Consider the following 15,296-nt stretch of genomic DNA (forward strand, 5'->3'; position numbering starts at 1 on the left):
CGCCACCGCGCACCAGAGTCAACAGGGGGGAACTCAGTGTCCGAAGACCGCCAGTCCGTATGGGGTGCCTCGCGATTCGCCCGTCCCGGCGATGGCTGGGCCGACGTCGGGCGCGGCTTGGCCGAGGTCGCGGCCGCGGTCGGCGACGATCACCACGGCGCCCCGCTGCCGAGCGGTGACCCCGTCGCGGTGCTCGGCGGGGTGACGGCACTACTCGGCCCGCACGGAGTCCCGGAGAACGGGATCGGCGAATCCGAGGCGCTCACCCGGCTCGCCCGCCTGGTGGCCGAGTTCGGACTGGACCTCACCCATCCGATGGCCGCGGCGCATCTGCAACCCGCTCCGCTGTCGGTCGCGGTCGCCGCCGACGCCCTGGCCTCGGCCACCAATGCCTCACTCGACACCTACGATTCCGGCCCGGCCACGCTGGCGCTCGAGACCTGGACCGTCCAGTCGCTGGCTCGTATGGCCGGGTTCGGCGAACATGCCGGCGGTGTCTTCAGTCCCGGTGGATCGATCTCGAATCTGCTGGCGCTCATGATCGCTCGCGACCACACCGCTGCCCGACGGGGCATCGACGTGCGGCACGACGGCGTCGGCGCGTTGCACCGCCCGGCCGTCTTCTGCTCGCGCGTGGCGCACTTCTCGGTCCACCGTGCCTGTGCGGCACTGGGATTGGGCGAAACCGCAGTCATTCCGGTCGAGGTCGACTCGCATCACCGGATGATCCCAGAGGCACTGGAGACGGCCATCCGCGAGGCCGGCGCGGCGACACCGCTGGCGATCGTCGCCACCGCGGGTACCACCGACTTCGGTACCATCGACCCGCTCGGGGAGATCGCCGACATCGCCGAGCGGCACGAGATCTGGATGCACGTCGACGCCGCCTACGGTTTCGGCTCGCTGTTCTCCGACCGCCTCGCCGGTCTGCTCACCGGCGTCGAACGCGCCGACTCGGTCACCCTCGACCTGCACAAGGTCGGTTGGCAGCCGGCGGCCGCGAGCCTCATGCTGCTGTCCGACGCCGATCGCTTCGTGTCCCTGAACCGTTCGGTGGCCTACCTCAACCCCGACGACGACGTGGAGGCCGGGTACAGCGGCCTCCTGGGTCAGACACTGCAGACGACGCGACGGCCCGACGTCCTCAAGGTCGCGGCGACCCTGCTCGCCTACGGACGCCGCACTCTGGGTGACATGCTCGACAAGTGCAACGACCTCGCGGTGTACGCCGAACAGCGAATCGCCACCGAACTGCAGCTCGAGCTCATCGCGCCGGTCACGCTGACCACCGTCGTGTTCCGGTATCGGTGCACCGATCTCGACGCGGTCAACGGCGAACTGCGGCGTCGGTTGATCGCCGACGGCAAGGCACTCATCGGCCGTACCCAGGTCCGGGTGCCCGGTGAGGAAGAGCCCCAGACCTGCCTGAAGCTGACCCTCCTCAACCCGGAGACCTCGGAGAGCGACATCGACGAGCTGTTCGACGAACTGTTGCGCGTCGCGCTCGAGGTGGAGTCGGAAGGCACCGCCGCACCCGGCGCGGAAGTCCACAGTGAAGAAATGGTGAGAGTGTCCGAATGACCCCAGAAGAGAAGACCACTGTTGAGAATGTAGACGTACTCGCGATCGGTTGCGGCCCATTCAATCTGGGCCTCGCCGCGCTCGCCTCGACGCTCGACGACGTGAACCTCCTGGTCGTCGACTCGCGAGACGAGTTCCGGTGGCATCCGGGCCTGATGTTCGACGACGCCACCCTCCAGGTGAGCTTCCTGTCGGACCTGGTGACGCTCGTCGACCCGACCCATCCGCTGTCGTTCCTGAACTACATGGCCGACATCGATCGCATGTACCGGTTCCTGGTACGCGAGGACTTCTTCCCGACCCGCATCGAGTACGAGGCCTACCTGCTCTGGTGCGTGTCCCGGCTCGACTCGCTCCGGTGGGGCACCACCGTCGACGAGGTGGCCTGGGACTCCGAGGCCGACGCGTTCCGAGTCACCGTGCACACCGGCACCACCTCCTCGACGGTCATCGCACGACACGTGGTGGTCGGCATCGGCACCGAACCGTTCGTCCCGCAGGCACTCTCGTCGGACTCGCCCGCGGTGGTCCACAGCTCCGACTACCTGTTCAACCAGGAGAAGGCGCTCGCCGCCGACACCGTCACGGTCATCGGCTCCGGCCAGTCGGGTGCCGAGATCGTCATCGATCTGCTGGAATCGAACCTACGCGGCGGCCCCGCGGTCCGATGGTGGACGCGCACACCATGGTTCGCGCCGCTGGACTTCACGAAGCTCTCGCTGGAGATGACCACGCCGGCCTACATGGACTACTTCCACAGCCTTCCCGAGGCCGCACGGGATCGGGTTCGCCCGCAGCACTGGCAGTTCCACAAGGGCATCTCCACCGACACCCTGGAGCGCCTGCACGACCTGCTGTACCGGCGCCAGTTGCAGGACAAGCTCAACCCGGTGCAGCTGCGGATCTCGGTCGATGTCGAAGGCATCGACACCCTCGCCGACGGCAAGCTCCGGGTCCGCGGCCGTCACCTCGACACCGGCTCCGAGCTGGCCCACACCACCGACATGGTCATCGCCAGTACCGGCTACCAGGCCCGCAGGGCGGACTTCCTGGCCCCGATCGAGTCTGCGCTGCACCGGGATTCGCGCGGACGCCTGGTCATCGGCGCCAACCACGAGATCGAGACCGACGACGCCCTGACCAACCGGATCTTCGTCGCCAATGCCGAGGAGCACGCGCACGGCGTCTCGGCCCCGAACCTCGACATCGGCGCGGTCCGCAACGCACGCATCCTGAACACCGTGCTGGGCCGCGAGGCCTACCGCCTGCCCAGGCACACCGCGTTCACCAGTTTCGGCGCGTCGGACGACGACGACATCGTCGCGCCGTAACCCGCTAGCCGGCTCACGGCCCGATTCGCCACGTGCGGCTCGGGCCGTTGTCGTTGTTGCGAAGTGGCTTCGACACGGCTCCTCGCTGCGCTCGTCGCCTGCTCAACCAGCGGTGGGCCCCCGCTCCCTGAGGAGCCCACGGCGACGGGCACCCCCTGCTCCCTGAGGTGCGAGGAGCGCAAGCGACGAGCCACGAAGGGCCTGGTGAGACACGTTGCGAAGCCCTTCGTGGCTCGCTTCGCTCGCACCTCAGGGAGCAGAGATGTGGATGCTGAGAGTGTTCTTTCGTAGTCCACGACGGCCGCGAGGCCGCAGATACTGAGGTGCGAGGAGCGATAGCGACGAGCCACGAAGGGTCCGGTGCCCCCGAAAACCAACTCGCCCTCCGCATTCCGCGGAGGGCGAGTTCGTTCCAGACCGAGCTCAGTTGGACGCCGCGGCGAACGACGGCTTCAGCAGGTCGAGGACGTACGGGATCGAGTTCGGCGTCGGCGCGTTGAGACCCGTGATCTGCGACTGGGTCATGAACGTGACGGCGTTGTCCTTGACCGCCTTCAGGTTCTTGTACCCGGGCAGCGACTTCAGGGTCTCCGCCTGCTCGGGGGTGGCCGTGGCCACGACGAGCACGTCGGCGTCGAGCATCGGGATGTTCTCGGTGCTCAGCCCGAACCGCGGCTGGCCGGTCCGCTGGTACTCGGCGACCAGCTTGGGAGCCATCTTCATCCCGAGCGAGGTGAACAGCTTTCCGGCGCCGTCGTTCTCGTCACCGAGCACCGACAGCTGGTCGTTGCCGTACATGAACGCGAACGCGTAGGTCTTACCCTTCAGATCCGGGTACTCCTGCGCCACCGCCGCGATCTTCGCGTTGGTGTCGTCGATGATCGACTTCGCCTTCTCCGGGTCGTGCAGCACGGTGCCCATCACCGTGACCATGTCCTGCCAGGGATCGATCTCCTGGTCGCTGATGGCGTTGACCGTCGGGGCCAGCTTCGAGATCTGCTGGAACTCCGGACTGTCCGAGGCGAAGCCGGGTGCGAAGATCAGGTCCGGGTTCAGCTTGGCGATGGTCGTCGCGTCGTCGCCCTTGGTGGGGTCGACGAACGTCGCGTCGGCCAGCTTCTCGCCGTACCACGGCTGCATCTCGCCGGTCGCCGACTTCGAGTAGTCGTAGTACCCGACCGGCGTCTCACCGAACGACAGCACGACGTCGGTCCATTGGTCTCCCAGGGTCACGATCCGTTCCGGGGTGTCCGGGATCGTCACCGACCGGCCGTCCGGCAAGTTGAGTTGAACGGTGCCACCGGCGGATTCGTCATCCGAGCTCGAGCAACCGGCCAGCAGGCCCGCGAACAGGAGTGCACTCGCGGCGAGTGCGCCCAGGCGTGGTCGTGAAATCACGTGAAGATCCCCCAATGGGTTGTCGGTGTCGTCCGGCGGACCGGACCGTGTCACCCCGCGCGGTCAGAGCGAGCAGGGCAGCAGGACGAATCCCGCGATGGTGCAGACGCTTCGGTTGGAGAGCTTCCACTTGTTGCCGCTCCACACGAACGTCATCGAGCGATTCTGGCTACCGCGGCCGACCACGCTGATCTGCAGCGGAGCGGTCAGCGTGTTGCCGCTGACCTGGACGGGTCCCACCATCTGGTAGCTGAGCCCGACATTGCCGTAGGTCGTGATCGCGCGGGCGACGAGGTCGATCTGACGGAGCGCACGCTCACCGCCCTCGAGTTCGGCGGCGCGTGCGGCGCGGCTGCCGTTGGAGTTCRTGACGATGCGGACTTTGGTGTTGAGCTGTCCGGGCGTCAGCGCGGCCGGGCCGGCGGCAACGCTCTGCTGCGGGGCGGCCGTGGTGCCCGGCGCGGGAGCAGGTGCGGGGGCCGCACCCGGAGCCGGCGCGGCTCCTTCACCGGGAGGACCGACCGGTCCACCGATCGCTCCGCCGCCTTCGGGCACGTTCTCCGTCGGGGCCGCCGCCGGCGCTCCGGCCGGTGCGCCGGCGGGTGCGGGCTGACCCGGGACGGGCTGCTGGCCGGCAATGCCCTGCTGGGGCAGCGCGGTCTGCGCGGCACCGAGGTTGACGACGGTCGGCTGTGCGGCGGTGGCGGAGTCGTTGCGCTCGCTGACCACGATGCCCACCACGCCGATCGTCACGACGATCGCGGAGATGATGGCAGCGATGCCTGCCGACGCCAGGACGGTCGGGACGCTGACCCCGCCCGATCGGCTAGACGAACCGGTGTCCGACTCGCGGTGATCGACCCCCGAGTAGTAATCGGCCCCGGCCGGGTCCTGGTAGTTGACGTCGTTGCTCATGTTGTTCTTTCTCCGTGTATGTCTTCGCCCCCGCCGGGCCGACGGCCACCTGTATATTGCAGCCCTCGGACCCCGGATTACAAGGCAAGCCTAAGCTCGCACCCCCGTCAGGTCGACGGGAGGGCCTCCTGAAGTACTTCGTCGAGCGCGGACACGAATCGTTCGGCGTATCCGGGTAGCGCCTGCGCGTCGGTGACGACGCCGAACGTGGTGGTGTGTCCGAGGATCAGGGTCGTCACCGACAGTGAGTAGCCCGCGAGCGGCGACAACGGTGTCAGGGTGACGATCGAACGCCCCAGCACCGACCGGACCCGCGAGAACCCGGGGTTGATGCCGATGTGGATGTCGGGGTGCATGTGGGACATCGACGCGTTCACGATCGCGCGTTGCAGACCCCACAGCGGGGCGCGCGGCAGATCGTCGGCGGCGGCCAGGTACAGCTCCGGCTTGCGCGTTGCTATCGTCTCGAGTTCGCTTCGCGCACGGCCGATCTGACGCGACAGATCAGGCTCGTTGCCGAGCAGGTTGAGGAGCGCCACGGACACCGCGTTGCCGGTGTGCCGGAACTCGTCGTCGAGGGTCACGGGCAGTGTCACGCGGACGACGTCGGCCTGTGGGGACGCGGGCGGGTTGAGGCTGATCGCCCGGCCGATGGCGGCGAGGAGGAACTCGTGAACGGTCGCGCCATTGCCCTTGGCAGCCTTGCGCAGCGTCCGGGTCGACGCGGACAACAGGGCGTACTCGCGCTCGCCCGACTTCGTCAGTGCGGGCCAGGCCCTTTTCTTGCCACCGCCCGCCGCGTGCTGGTCGCCATAGGCGGCCTTCGCCTCTTTGAGTTCCTCGGGATCGATGCCGCTGATCCGGAAGCGCGGGCTGGTGGCAAATCGCTCGAACTCCGCGAGATCGTCGGGCTCCCCGTCCGCGAGGAGGGCGGCGAAGGCCGCCCCCGCGATGCCGTCGGAGATGCTGTGGTGCACCCGGAGCAGGACCCACTGTCCGACACCTTCGGCACCCGCCGACGGCGTGAACAGGGTGATGTCCCAGAACGGGCGCGGACGCGGCAGCGGCGACTCGAGCAGTTTCGTCACCCGTCGCTGGAGATGGGCGCGGTCGGTGAACCCGAACTCGGTCACGTGCTCGCCGGCATCCCAGCTGTCGTCGGCGAGCACCACTTCGGGCTTGCGCCAGCGGCCGTTGCGGATGCCCAGCCGGAAGATCTCGAACAGCCCGGCCCGCTCCCGGACCCGCGTCCGCACCTCGTCGAGGCCGAGCAACGCCCCGTCGCTCTCGAGCTGCAGGATCATCGACCAGTGCATGGGCGCACTGTCTTTGTCCATGTGCAGGTAGGTGTGGTCGGGCGGCGCGAGTTCGGTGACACGCGCGTCGGCCGGTGCCTGGCTGGCTGGGCTGTTCATGGGATGACCGCCTGGGTGAGAGGGACGATGGCTCGAGCGCTTCAGGACACCGGCGAGCCGGTGCCGTGGAGTTCGGAGTCGACGAACATGGCCTGGTACCGCTCGGTGTCGGGTTTCATCGCCGCCGCGACCAGTTCCCACAGCACCTCGTCGGTGCCGCCGCCGACGCGGGCCAGTTTCATGTCCCGCCACCAGCGACCGATCGGGGATCCGGTCTCGAGGTAACCGATCCCGCCGAAGATGTGCAGGCACTCCGACGCGACCTCTTCCCCGAGGTTGGCGGCGGTGGCCTTCAGCGCCGCGGCGGTGCGCAGGTTGATCTTGCCCTCCGCGGCGACTCCGGCCAGCGAGTAGCGCAGGACGTCGACCCTGGCCTGCAGATCGGCGACGCACAGCCGGAGCGCCTGATGGTCGTAGAGCTTCTTGCCGAACTGGGTGCGCTCCACCATCCGGGCGAGTGTCACGCCGATCATCACGTCGCACGCGGCGGCGATCTGGGCGGCCACCGAGTACCGCTCGTGCGCCAACCCCCAGCTGATGATCGCCAGGCCCGTCCCCGGCCGGGCGATCATCGCCTCGTCGGGAATCCAGGCGTCGATGGTCACCGGCGCGGTGTCGAGGGGCCCGGCGCCGAGTTTCGCATATGGCTTCCCCACCGTCACCGACTCGATCGGGACGGCGGCCAACGCTACGTTGCCGCCCACGTCGGGACCGTCGTCGACGCCCCGGCAGACCACGAACACGTGGTCCGCGATCGGCGAGAGAGACACGAACTTCTTGTGCCCGACGACGCGGAACCCGCCGTTCTCCGGGAGGATCCGGGTCTCGGAGTTCTGTAGATCCGACCCGCCCTGCTCCTCGGATGCCCCGATGCACAGCACGGTCTCGGCGGTCAGGGCGCGCTGGGCCAGGTTTTTGAGGTAGTCGTTGCGGCCGAAGCGGCGGAGGATGGCGATGGCCGAATCGTGCAGGCTCACACCCACTCCGATGGCCGCGGAACCCAGCGCGCCGAGATGTGCGCCGAGGGCGAAATGGTCGTGGAGGTCGGTGACCTTGCGGTCCTCCCACTTGCGGACGAAGACGCCCTCGGCACCGAGGTGTTCGAGCAGGGGCCGCGGGAATCGGTGATCCCGCTCGGCCTGCGCCGTCCATGCCGTCACCTGGTCGTCGAACGCGGCGTCGAGCAGTTCGGCGTACGTCTGCACTGGGGTCTCCACAGTCATGTCGGGTCCGGGTCCTCTCAGGCCGGGGTGCCGGCCTTCGACCGGATGAGGTCCTCGAGGTCGCCGACGGTCTTGGACTCGAAGAGCTCCCGTTCCGACAGCTTCACGCCGAGACGCTCTTCGATCGCCACCACGCCGATGGCGAACGCCACCGAGTCCAGCCCGAGGTCGTCGATCAGCTTCGAGTCGCGGCTGATGTCGCCGAGCGCGAGGTCGAGGTCCTCTTCGAGGATGCCGCGCAGGGCTTCGGTGATGTGGTCGGACATGTGCTGGCTCCTGGGGTGGGGATGTTCGGTCGAAAGTATCGGTCGGTCAGCGCGGGACCACGTACGGGGCGACGCTGGCCAGCTTCTCGCAGGTCTCGGTGAACTCGCGCTCCGGCGTGGACTGGGCGACGATCCCGGCACCGGCACGCAGCCACGCGCCTTGCCCGGACGAGAAGATGGTGCGCAGGGCCAGGGTCGCCTCGAGCTCGCCCATCGATGACGCGGTGAGGATCGCGCCGGAGTACAGGCCGCGGCGTCGGGGCTCGAGACGGTCGATCGCCTCCACGGCCGGGGTCTTGGGGATGCCCGACGCGGTGATCGACGGGAACACCACCTCGAGTGCGCGCCAGGGGGTTTCGTGGTCGGCGAGGGTCCCGCGCACGGTCGAGGCCAGATGCTGGACGCTCCCGCGCTCACGAACCTCCATGAACTCACTCACGGCCGTGGTGTCCGCAGTGGCGATCGAGGAGATCTCGTCGAAGCACGCACGTACCGACATGGCATGCTCGGCGATCTCCTTGGCATCCGAGAGCAGGTCGGCGCGGGCCGCCGCGTCCTGCTCCGCCGAGATCCCGAAAGCCCTTGTGCCGGCCAGTGGTTCGGTGACCACGGTCCGGTCGTCGTGCACCGCGACGACGAGTTCGGGACTGAACCCGGCCGCCTGCAGGTCACCGAGCGAGAGCAGGTAGCTCCGGGCGGGGTTGTTGTCGGCACGGCCGCGGGCGTAGGTGGCGGGGATGTCGACGTCGAACGGGATGTCGACGGCGCGCGAGAGGATCACCTTCTGGTACCGGCCGGCTTCGATCTCGGCGACAGCCGTGGCCACACGGCCGCGGTAGTCGTCCGGGTCGGACTGCACGTCCACCGGCCGTGACTCGACGGAAACGGTTGCTCGCGAAGCGATCTCGAGGAGACGACCGGCACGCTCGGCGTCGAGCGACCCGGTGTCGACCCCGTCGGCATCGACGGTCGCCTCGAACTCGGGAACGATGAGGTGCGCCAGCACCGTGTCCTCGGGAACGCGCTCGAGTATGCCGTGATAGGGCGCGCAGAAGTCGAAACCGACCCAGCCGTAGACGCGCCAGTCGGGAATCGACAGCGACGCGGTCGCGGCGGCGAGCGCATCGGCGGGGTCGCCATGCCAGGACGTCGTCGTGCGGTCGCCCTGATCGTCGACGATGACCTCACTGCGTGTGATCACCACGCGGGCGCGGACACCCGCCGCGAAGGTCCAGCGCCGGTCACGCTCGTAGACGACATGGTCGCCGAATTCGCCGGAGCCGGCCCAGGCGGCCGTGATCCGCGCGGCGTCGGACTCGCTCAGCGGCGAGGCCGGCGCGAGCAGGTCGACGAACTGCGCGGCGTGCGATTCGGTTGTCAGCGACATGTCCTTCGTTCCTCCGGTCGTGATGCACTCGAGCACCGATGATCATAGGGAATCTTAGGGCAGCCTAATCAAACAATCCCCCGCGGGTCGACAGCCGACCTCCCGCCCTGCATCGACCGGTAAGGTTACCCTATCCTGCCTGTGTTTGAATGAACTCATGCCGACGCATCTCGACCCCGCGACCGATCTGCTCGACGGTTTCGCTCCCCACACCGACGCACAGGCACAGAAGTACCGCGACGCCGGCGTCTTCCTCGACCGCCCGTTGTTCGCCGGCCTCGATCTGGCCGCCGAGCGAACTCCCGACTCCCCTGCGCTGACCGATGCCTCCACCGACGGGCCGCGCACGCTCACCTATGCCGAGTTCCGCGACGCCACCCTCCGTCGTGCCGCCGGTTTCGTCGCGGCCGGACTGCGGCCGACGCAACGGGTCGTGTTGCAGCTGAACAACTCCCTCGACTTCGCGGTCACCCTGTACGGCCTCCTACGCGCGGGTGTCGTGCCGGTGATGACGCTGCCCGCGCACCGGATCACCGAGATCGCCCATCTCGCAGCCGGTGCCGGCGCGGTCGCCTACATCGGTGAGGACGGCCGCCGGGGGTTCGACTACCGCGAGCTCGCGACCGAACTTCAGTCACGGGTGCCCGACGTCGCGCAGGTCTTCATCTCCGGCGAACCGGGTCGATTCACACCGCTCCCCGACGCCGACCCCGCCTCGGTCGAGCTCCCGGCCGCCCCCGACGCCGGTCTACCCGCCCTGTTCCTCGTATCGGGGGGCACCACCGGACTGCCGAAACTCATCGCGCGCACGCACGACGACTACGACCTCAACGCCCGGCTGTCCGCGGACGTCGCCGGCCTCACCGCCGACGACACCTACCTCGTCGCCCTGCCGGCCGCGCACAACTTTCCGCTGTGCTGCCCGGGAATCCTGGGCGTCTTCGGTGCGGGCGGCCACGTCGTCCTCGCCGACAACCCCAGCCCGGACAACACTTTCGACCTCATCGAGCGGCACCGCGTCACGGTGACCGCGCTCGTCCCCGCGCTCGCTCAACTCTGGTGCGCGGCGACCGAGTGGGAGCCGGCGGACATCAGCTCCCTGCGCCTGCTGCAGGTGGGCGGCGCCAAACTGGCCCAGTCCGACGCCGTCGCCCTCGACGCGGCCCTCGGCCCCGTCGTCCAGCAGGTCTTCGGCATGGCCGAGGGGCTGATCTGCTACACCCGTCTCGATGAACCACGCGACCTGGTCCACCAGGTGCAGGGTTCGCCGATGTCGGAACTCGACGAGGTGCGGGTGGTCGACGAGGACGGCGCCGACGTCCCCGACGGCACAGAAGGTGAATTGCTGGTACGCGGCCCGTACACGATCCGCGGCTACTACCGCGCCGCTRCCCACAACGAGAAGTCCTTCACACCGGACGGGTTCTACCGGTCCGGGGACAAGGTCACCCGGCTGCCGTCGGGGCACCTGGCCGTGACCGGCCGCATCAAGGACACCATCGTGCGCGCCGGGGAGAACGTCGCCGCCGACGACGTCGAGGAGAACCTCCTCGCCCACGATTCGGTCCGGCAGGTCGCGGTGGTCGGCCTCCCCGACGACGCACTCGGCGAGAAGATCTGCGCCGCCGTGGTCCTCTCGCACGAACACCCGGCGGGCCGGCCGCTCGAGCTGGCGACGATCCGTACGTTCCTCGCCGAACGCGGTCTCGCGTCCTTCAAACTGCCCGACGTGGTCCGCGTCGTGACCACCCTGCCGGTCACCGCGGTCGGCAAGATCGACAAGAAGGTGCTTCGAGAGACGCTGCTGGCCCCACCGACCGGCTGAGGTCCCCCCGCTCCCTGAGGTGCGAGGAGCGAAAGCCACCGGGCCGAGCAAGCGACGAAGGAGCGCGTCGAGGTCTACGAGCCTCGAAGGGCCTGGTGACGCAGCGCAGGAACCAGCCACCCTCACACCGGGGCGAGCGGCACGATCCCGGGATGGCTGTCGAGGTAGCGCTTGGTGAACGTGCACACCGGCCGGAGGCGGGCACCCTGTTCGCGGGTGTAGTGCACGGCGCTACGGGTGAGTCGCGTGGCGAGTCCGTGTCCGCTGTATTCGTCGTAGAGCACGGTGTGCAGCACGGTGATGGTGGTCTGACCGTCCGCCGACTCGGTCGAATAACCGAGCACGCCGACCAGGTCGCCGGCGACCCAGAGTTCGAATCGGTCGCGGTCGGGATTGTGTACCACCTGCGAGATTTGTTGCAGGATGGACTTCGCCGACTGTGGTGGTCGCTGACGATGCTTGCGTAGCACCCGACCCTCCTCACCTCGTGATCGCGGACATCGGATCACCGGCGCGTACCTGCCACACGCGACAGCGCCACCCCTGTGATCCGGGTCACACGGTACCTTACGGAACCGTAACTGCCGACCCCGATCGTGTGATCGTCGCAAATCGATACGGTCTTCCCCACCCGCACGACCCGACCGGACGATGCGATGTAGGGTGGCGGACGCACGACAACTACACACCGCGGGGGCTCTCACGATGACCGAGGGCTGAGATGGCGACGGGCGGTCGCCGACCGCTCGAACCTGTCCGGGTAATGCCGGCGTAGGGAGACCAGCCATGGGCACACGTGTATCCACCACCCGCAACAGCAGCGCACCCGCCGATTCCGGGTTCCTGACCCTCGGCCCGATCGAGGGCAGCGCCAAGCACTACCTCGCCGTCGACGACCTGCGTGTGCCGCAGCGTCGAATCCAGCTCACCAACGGCGAACACCTCGACGTCTACGACACCTCCGGCCCCTACACCGATACGGCGGCGCACATCGACGTCGAGAAGGGCCTCACCCCCACCCGCGACAGCTGGCATCGGCCCGACCCGATCGACGGCGCGAGCACCCAGCTGGCCTGGGCGCGTGCCGGCATCATCACCGACGAGATGCGGTTCATCGCCGCCCGGGAGGGCGTCGACGCCGAACTGGTCCGGTCGGAGGTCGCCATCGGCCGCGCGGTCATCCCGGCCAACCACCGCCACCCCGAGTCCGAACCGATGATCATAGGCAAGAACTTCGCGGTGAAAGTCAATGCGAACATCGGTAATTCGGCGGTGCGCAGCTCGATCTCCGACGAGGTCGAGAAGATGGTGTGGGCCACCCGCTGGGGCGCCGACACGATCATGGATCTCTCGACCGGCGCCGACATCCACACCACCCGCGAGTGGATCATGCGTAACTCGCCGGTCCCCGTGGGGACGGTTCCGATCTACCAGGCGCTGGAGAAGGTCAACGGCGATCCCGCCTCGCTGACCTGGGAACTGTATCGCGACACCGTCATCGAGCAGGCGGAGCAGGGCGTCGATTATATGACCGTCCATGCCGGTGTCCTGCTGCGCTACGTTCCGCTGACCGCGAAGCGGGTGACGGGCATCGTCTCGCGCGGCGGTTCGATCATGGCGGCCTGGTGTCTCGCGCACCACCGGGAGTCGTTCCTGTACACGCACTTCGACGAGTTGTGCGAGATCTTCCGCCGCTACGACATCACGTTCTCCCTCGGCGACGGCTTGCGCCCCGGATCGATCGCCGACGCGAACGACGAGGCCCAGTTCGCCGAACTCCGCACTCTCGGCGAGCTGACCGCGATCGCCAAATCGCATGGTGTGCAGGTCATGATCGAAGGCCCCGGGCACGTCCCGATGCACAAGATCGCCGAGAACGTGCGCCTGGAGGAGGAGCTGTGCGAGGAGGCCCCCTTCTACACCCTGGGTCCGCTCGCCACCGACATCGCGCCGGCCTACGACCACATCACCTCGGCCATCGGCGCGGCGATGATCGCTCAGGCCGGCACCGCGATGCTGTGCTACGTGACTCCGAAAGAGCATCTAGGACTTCCGGACCGCGACGACGTCAAGGTCGGCGTGATCACGTACAAGATCGCGGCGCACTCGGCCGACCTGGCCAAAGGCCACCCGCGGGCACAGGAACGCGACGACGCACTGAGCAAGGCGCGCTTCGAGTTCCGCTGGACCGACCAGTTCAATCTCGCCCTCGACCCCGACACCGCGCGCGCATACCACGACGAGACGCTACCCGCCGAGCCCGCGAAGACCGCCCACTTCTGCTCGATGTGCGGACCCAAGTTCTGCTCGATGCGGATCTCGGCGGACGTCCGCGCCTACGCCGAGGAGCACGGTCTCGTCACCGCGGACGACATCGACCGGACTATCGCCGAGGGCATGGCCGCGAAGTCGGCCGAGTTCGCCGAGGCCGGTAACCGCGTGTACCTCCCGCTCCAGACGACCGGCGGCGCCTGATGCGCACAGACGACGCACGACGACGCACAGTCGACGCGAATCAGCGCACGGTCGACGAACAGGCCTACACGGGACTCCCGCTGTCACCGCCCGGAACGGCCCCGGTACGGGTCCTGACGATCGCGGGTTCGGACTCCGGCGGGGGCGCGGGAATACAGGCAGACATGCGCACCTTCGCCCTGCTCGGGGTGCACGGGTGTGTCGCGGTGACCGCGGTGACGGTCCAGAACTCGGTGGGCGTGAGCGGGTTCGAGGAGATCTCACCGCAGACCGTGGCGGCGCAGATCGACTCCGTGTCCGGTGACATCGGTGTGGCCGCGGCGAAGACCGGGATGCTCGCGTCGGCGCCCATCATCGAGGCCATCGTCGAGCAGTGCCGCACGAGCGGTATCGGCCGGGACACATCCGTTCCGCTGGTGGTCGATCCGGTGTGCGCGTCGATGCACGGCAACCAGCTGCTCGCCGACTCGGCACTCGACACCCTGCGGCACAGCCTGTTTCCCCTCGCGACGGTGGTGACCCCGAACCTGGACGAGGTTCGCCTGATCACCGGGATCGAGGTCACCGATACCGCGTCGCAACGCGACGCGGCCAGGGCGCTGCTCGATCTCGGGCCGCGCTGGGCGCTGGTGAAAGGCGGGCACCTACGAAGCTCGGACCACTCCCCCGATCTGCTCTACGACGGCCACCGGTTCATCGAGCTCAGCCACGAACGCATCGACACCCCGCATGACCACGGCGCCGGCGACACCCTCGCCGCCGCGATCGCATGCGCGCTGGCCCACGGGCACGACGTTCCCGCGGCGGTCGGCTTCGGCAAGGACTGGGTGACCCGCTGCCTGGCCGCTGCGTATCCACTGGGCGCCGGCCACGGTCCGGTCAATCCGCTGTGGCGTGTGGGCGTCGGGTCGGCGGACTGACGCGACGCCGGTTCCGAACCCGAGAAACAGACAACGCTCCCCGACGGCGACCGGCGCCATCGGGGAGCGTTGTCTGTGTCGAGGGACCGTCAGGCGGTTCCGCTGAGGGCCTTGCTCTTCAAGTGCTCGAACTCCTGGGGTGTGATCGCGCCCGAGTCGAGCAGGTTCTTCGCGTCGGCGATCTGCTGGGTCGGCGAGGTGCCTGCGACGGACCGGATGTACTCGTCGGACGCCTGCTTGGCCTCGCTGTAGGCCTCACGCTGACGCTCGGCCATCCCCTTGCCCTTGGCGAGCAGGTACACGATGGCGGTGAGGTACGGGAGGAAGATCAAGAAGACAATCCAGGCCGCCTTCTGCCAGCCCGACGCGGCCTTGTCCCGGAACAGGTCGCTGATGATGTGCCACAGGACGATCAGGTAGGCCACGAACGCGAAGATGACGATCGTGTACCAGATGAAGTCCCAGAATGAATCCCACATCGGAGTGTCTCCCTTGTCTAGAAGAAATCGGCGAGTTCAGAGCCGAGCACATGAACCGTTATGAAGCATTACACAGCACCG

The 15,296-nt window shown here is 68.1% G+C and carries 13 protein-coding genes and 1 riboswitch; of the genes, 5 read left to right on the top strand and 8 right to left on the bottom strand.

The window, feature by feature from the left end; all coding sequences use genetic code 11:
* Window positions 1-36: 36 nt before the first annotated feature.
* Window positions 37-1,581, top strand: a complete 1,545-nt coding sequence (locus A9310_RS10060; RefSeq protein WP_065630481.1) for a pyridoxal-dependent decarboxylase — start codon at window positions 37-39, stop codon at window positions 1,579-1,581.
* The gene (locus tag A9310_RS10065) at window positions 1,578-2,912 is read left to right on the top strand and encodes a lysine N(6)-hydroxylase/L-ornithine N(5)-oxygenase family protein (protein ID WP_065630482.1); all 1,335 of its coding nucleotides are present in this window, start codon (window positions 1,578-1,580) and stop codon (window positions 2,910-2,912) included. The genes A9310_RS10060 and A9310_RS10065 overlap by 4 nt, the downstream gene beginning before the upstream one ends.
* A gap of 423 nt (window positions 2,913-3,335) precedes the next feature.
* Here A9310_RS10065 and A9310_RS10070 read toward each other — a convergent pair whose 3' ends face one another.
* The 6 genes from A9310_RS10070 to A9310_RS10095 form a co-directional block, all read right to left on the bottom strand.
* Window positions 3,336-4,310 carry an ABC transporter substrate-binding protein gene (locus A9310_RS10070; RefSeq protein WP_058251432.1) on the bottom strand — a complete coding sequence of 325 codons (975 nt, stop codon included), beginning with the start codon at window positions 4,308-4,310 and terminating at the stop codon, window positions 3,336-3,338.
* A 63-nt stretch (window positions 4,311-4,373) separates the two neighbouring features.
* Window positions 4,374-5,225, bottom strand: coding sequence for a hypothetical protein (locus tag A9310_RS10075; protein WP_065630483.1), 852 nt, complete (start codon window positions 5,223-5,225; stop codon window positions 4,374-4,376).
* Window positions 5,226-5,332: 107 nt separating this feature from the next.
* Window positions 5,333-6,640, bottom strand: a complete 1,308-nt coding sequence (locus tag A9310_RS10080; RefSeq protein WP_065630484.1) for a wax ester/triacylglycerol synthase domain-containing protein — start codon at window positions 6,638-6,640, stop codon at window positions 5,333-5,335.
* A 41-nt stretch (window positions 6,641-6,681) separates the two neighbouring features.
* On the bottom strand, window positions 6,682-7,863 hold the full coding sequence (locus A9310_RS10085; protein WP_065630485.1) for an acyl-CoA dehydrogenase family protein: 1,182 nt from the start codon (window positions 7,861-7,863) through the stop codon (window positions 6,682-6,684).
* A gap of 17 nt (window positions 7,864-7,880) precedes the next feature.
* Window positions 7,881-8,129: an acyl carrier protein gene (locus A9310_RS10090; protein ID WP_058251371.1), complete on the bottom strand. Its 249-nt coding sequence runs from the start codon at window positions 8,127-8,129 to the stop codon at window positions 7,881-7,883.
* Window positions 8,130-8,175: 46 nt separating this feature from the next.
* Window positions 8,176-9,516: a salicylate synthase gene (locus A9310_RS10095; protein ID WP_065630538.1), complete on the bottom strand. Its 1,341-nt coding sequence runs from the start codon at window positions 9,514-9,516 to the stop codon at window positions 8,176-8,178.
* Between the two features lie 157 nt (window positions 9,517-9,673).
* Here A9310_RS10095 and A9310_RS10100 point away from each other — a divergent pair, with 157 nt between their 5' ends.
* On the top strand, window positions 9,674-11,341 hold the full coding sequence (locus A9310_RS10100; protein ID WP_065630539.1) for a (2,3-dihydroxybenzoyl)adenylate synthase: 1,668 nt from the start codon (window positions 9,674-9,676) through the stop codon (window positions 11,339-11,341).
* A 122-nt stretch (window positions 11,342-11,463) separates the two neighbouring features.
* Here the strand turns inward: A9310_RS10100 and A9310_RS10105 are convergent, their stop codons facing one another.
* Window positions 11,464-11,811, bottom strand: coding sequence for a GNAT family N-acetyltransferase (locus A9310_RS10105; RefSeq protein WP_065630486.1), 348 nt, complete (start codon window positions 11,809-11,811; stop codon window positions 11,464-11,466).
* A gap of 219 nt (window positions 11,812-12,030) precedes the next feature.
* Window positions 12,031-12,120: riboswitch (TPP riboswitch) on the top strand.
* Between the two features lie 7 nt (window positions 12,121-12,127).
* Here A9310_RS10105 and thiC point away from each other — a divergent pair.
* Both thiC and thiD read left to right on the top strand, forming a co-directional pair.
* Window positions 12,128-13,816, top strand: a complete 1,689-nt coding sequence (gene thiC, locus A9310_RS10110) for a phosphomethylpyrimidine synthase ThiC (protein ID WP_065630487.1) — start codon at window positions 12,128-12,130, stop codon at window positions 13,814-13,816.
* Window positions 13,816-14,736, top strand: coding sequence for a bifunctional hydroxymethylpyrimidine kinase/phosphomethylpyrimidine kinase (gene thiD, locus A9310_RS10115; RefSeq protein ID WP_083207331.1), 921 nt, complete (start codon window positions 13,816-13,818; stop codon window positions 14,734-14,736). Before thiC ends, thiD begins: the two co-directional genes overlap by 1 nt.
* Before the next feature lie 89 nt (window positions 14,737-14,825).
* On the opposite strand, the gene A9310_RS10120 is transcribed toward thiD, so the two are convergent.
* Window positions 14,826-15,215 carry an SHOCT domain-containing protein gene (locus tag A9310_RS10120; RefSeq protein ID WP_065630488.1) on the bottom strand — a complete coding sequence of 130 codons (390 nt, stop codon included), beginning with the start codon at window positions 15,213-15,215 and terminating at the stop codon, window positions 14,826-14,828.
* Window positions 15,216-15,296 lie beyond the last annotated feature (81 nt).

The sequence above is a fragment of the Gordonia sp. UCD-TK1 genome (assembly GCF_001691435.1).
Taxonomy (GTDB): Bacteria; Actinomycetota; Actinomycetes; order Mycobacteriales; family Mycobacteriaceae; genus Gordonia; species Gordonia hongkongensis.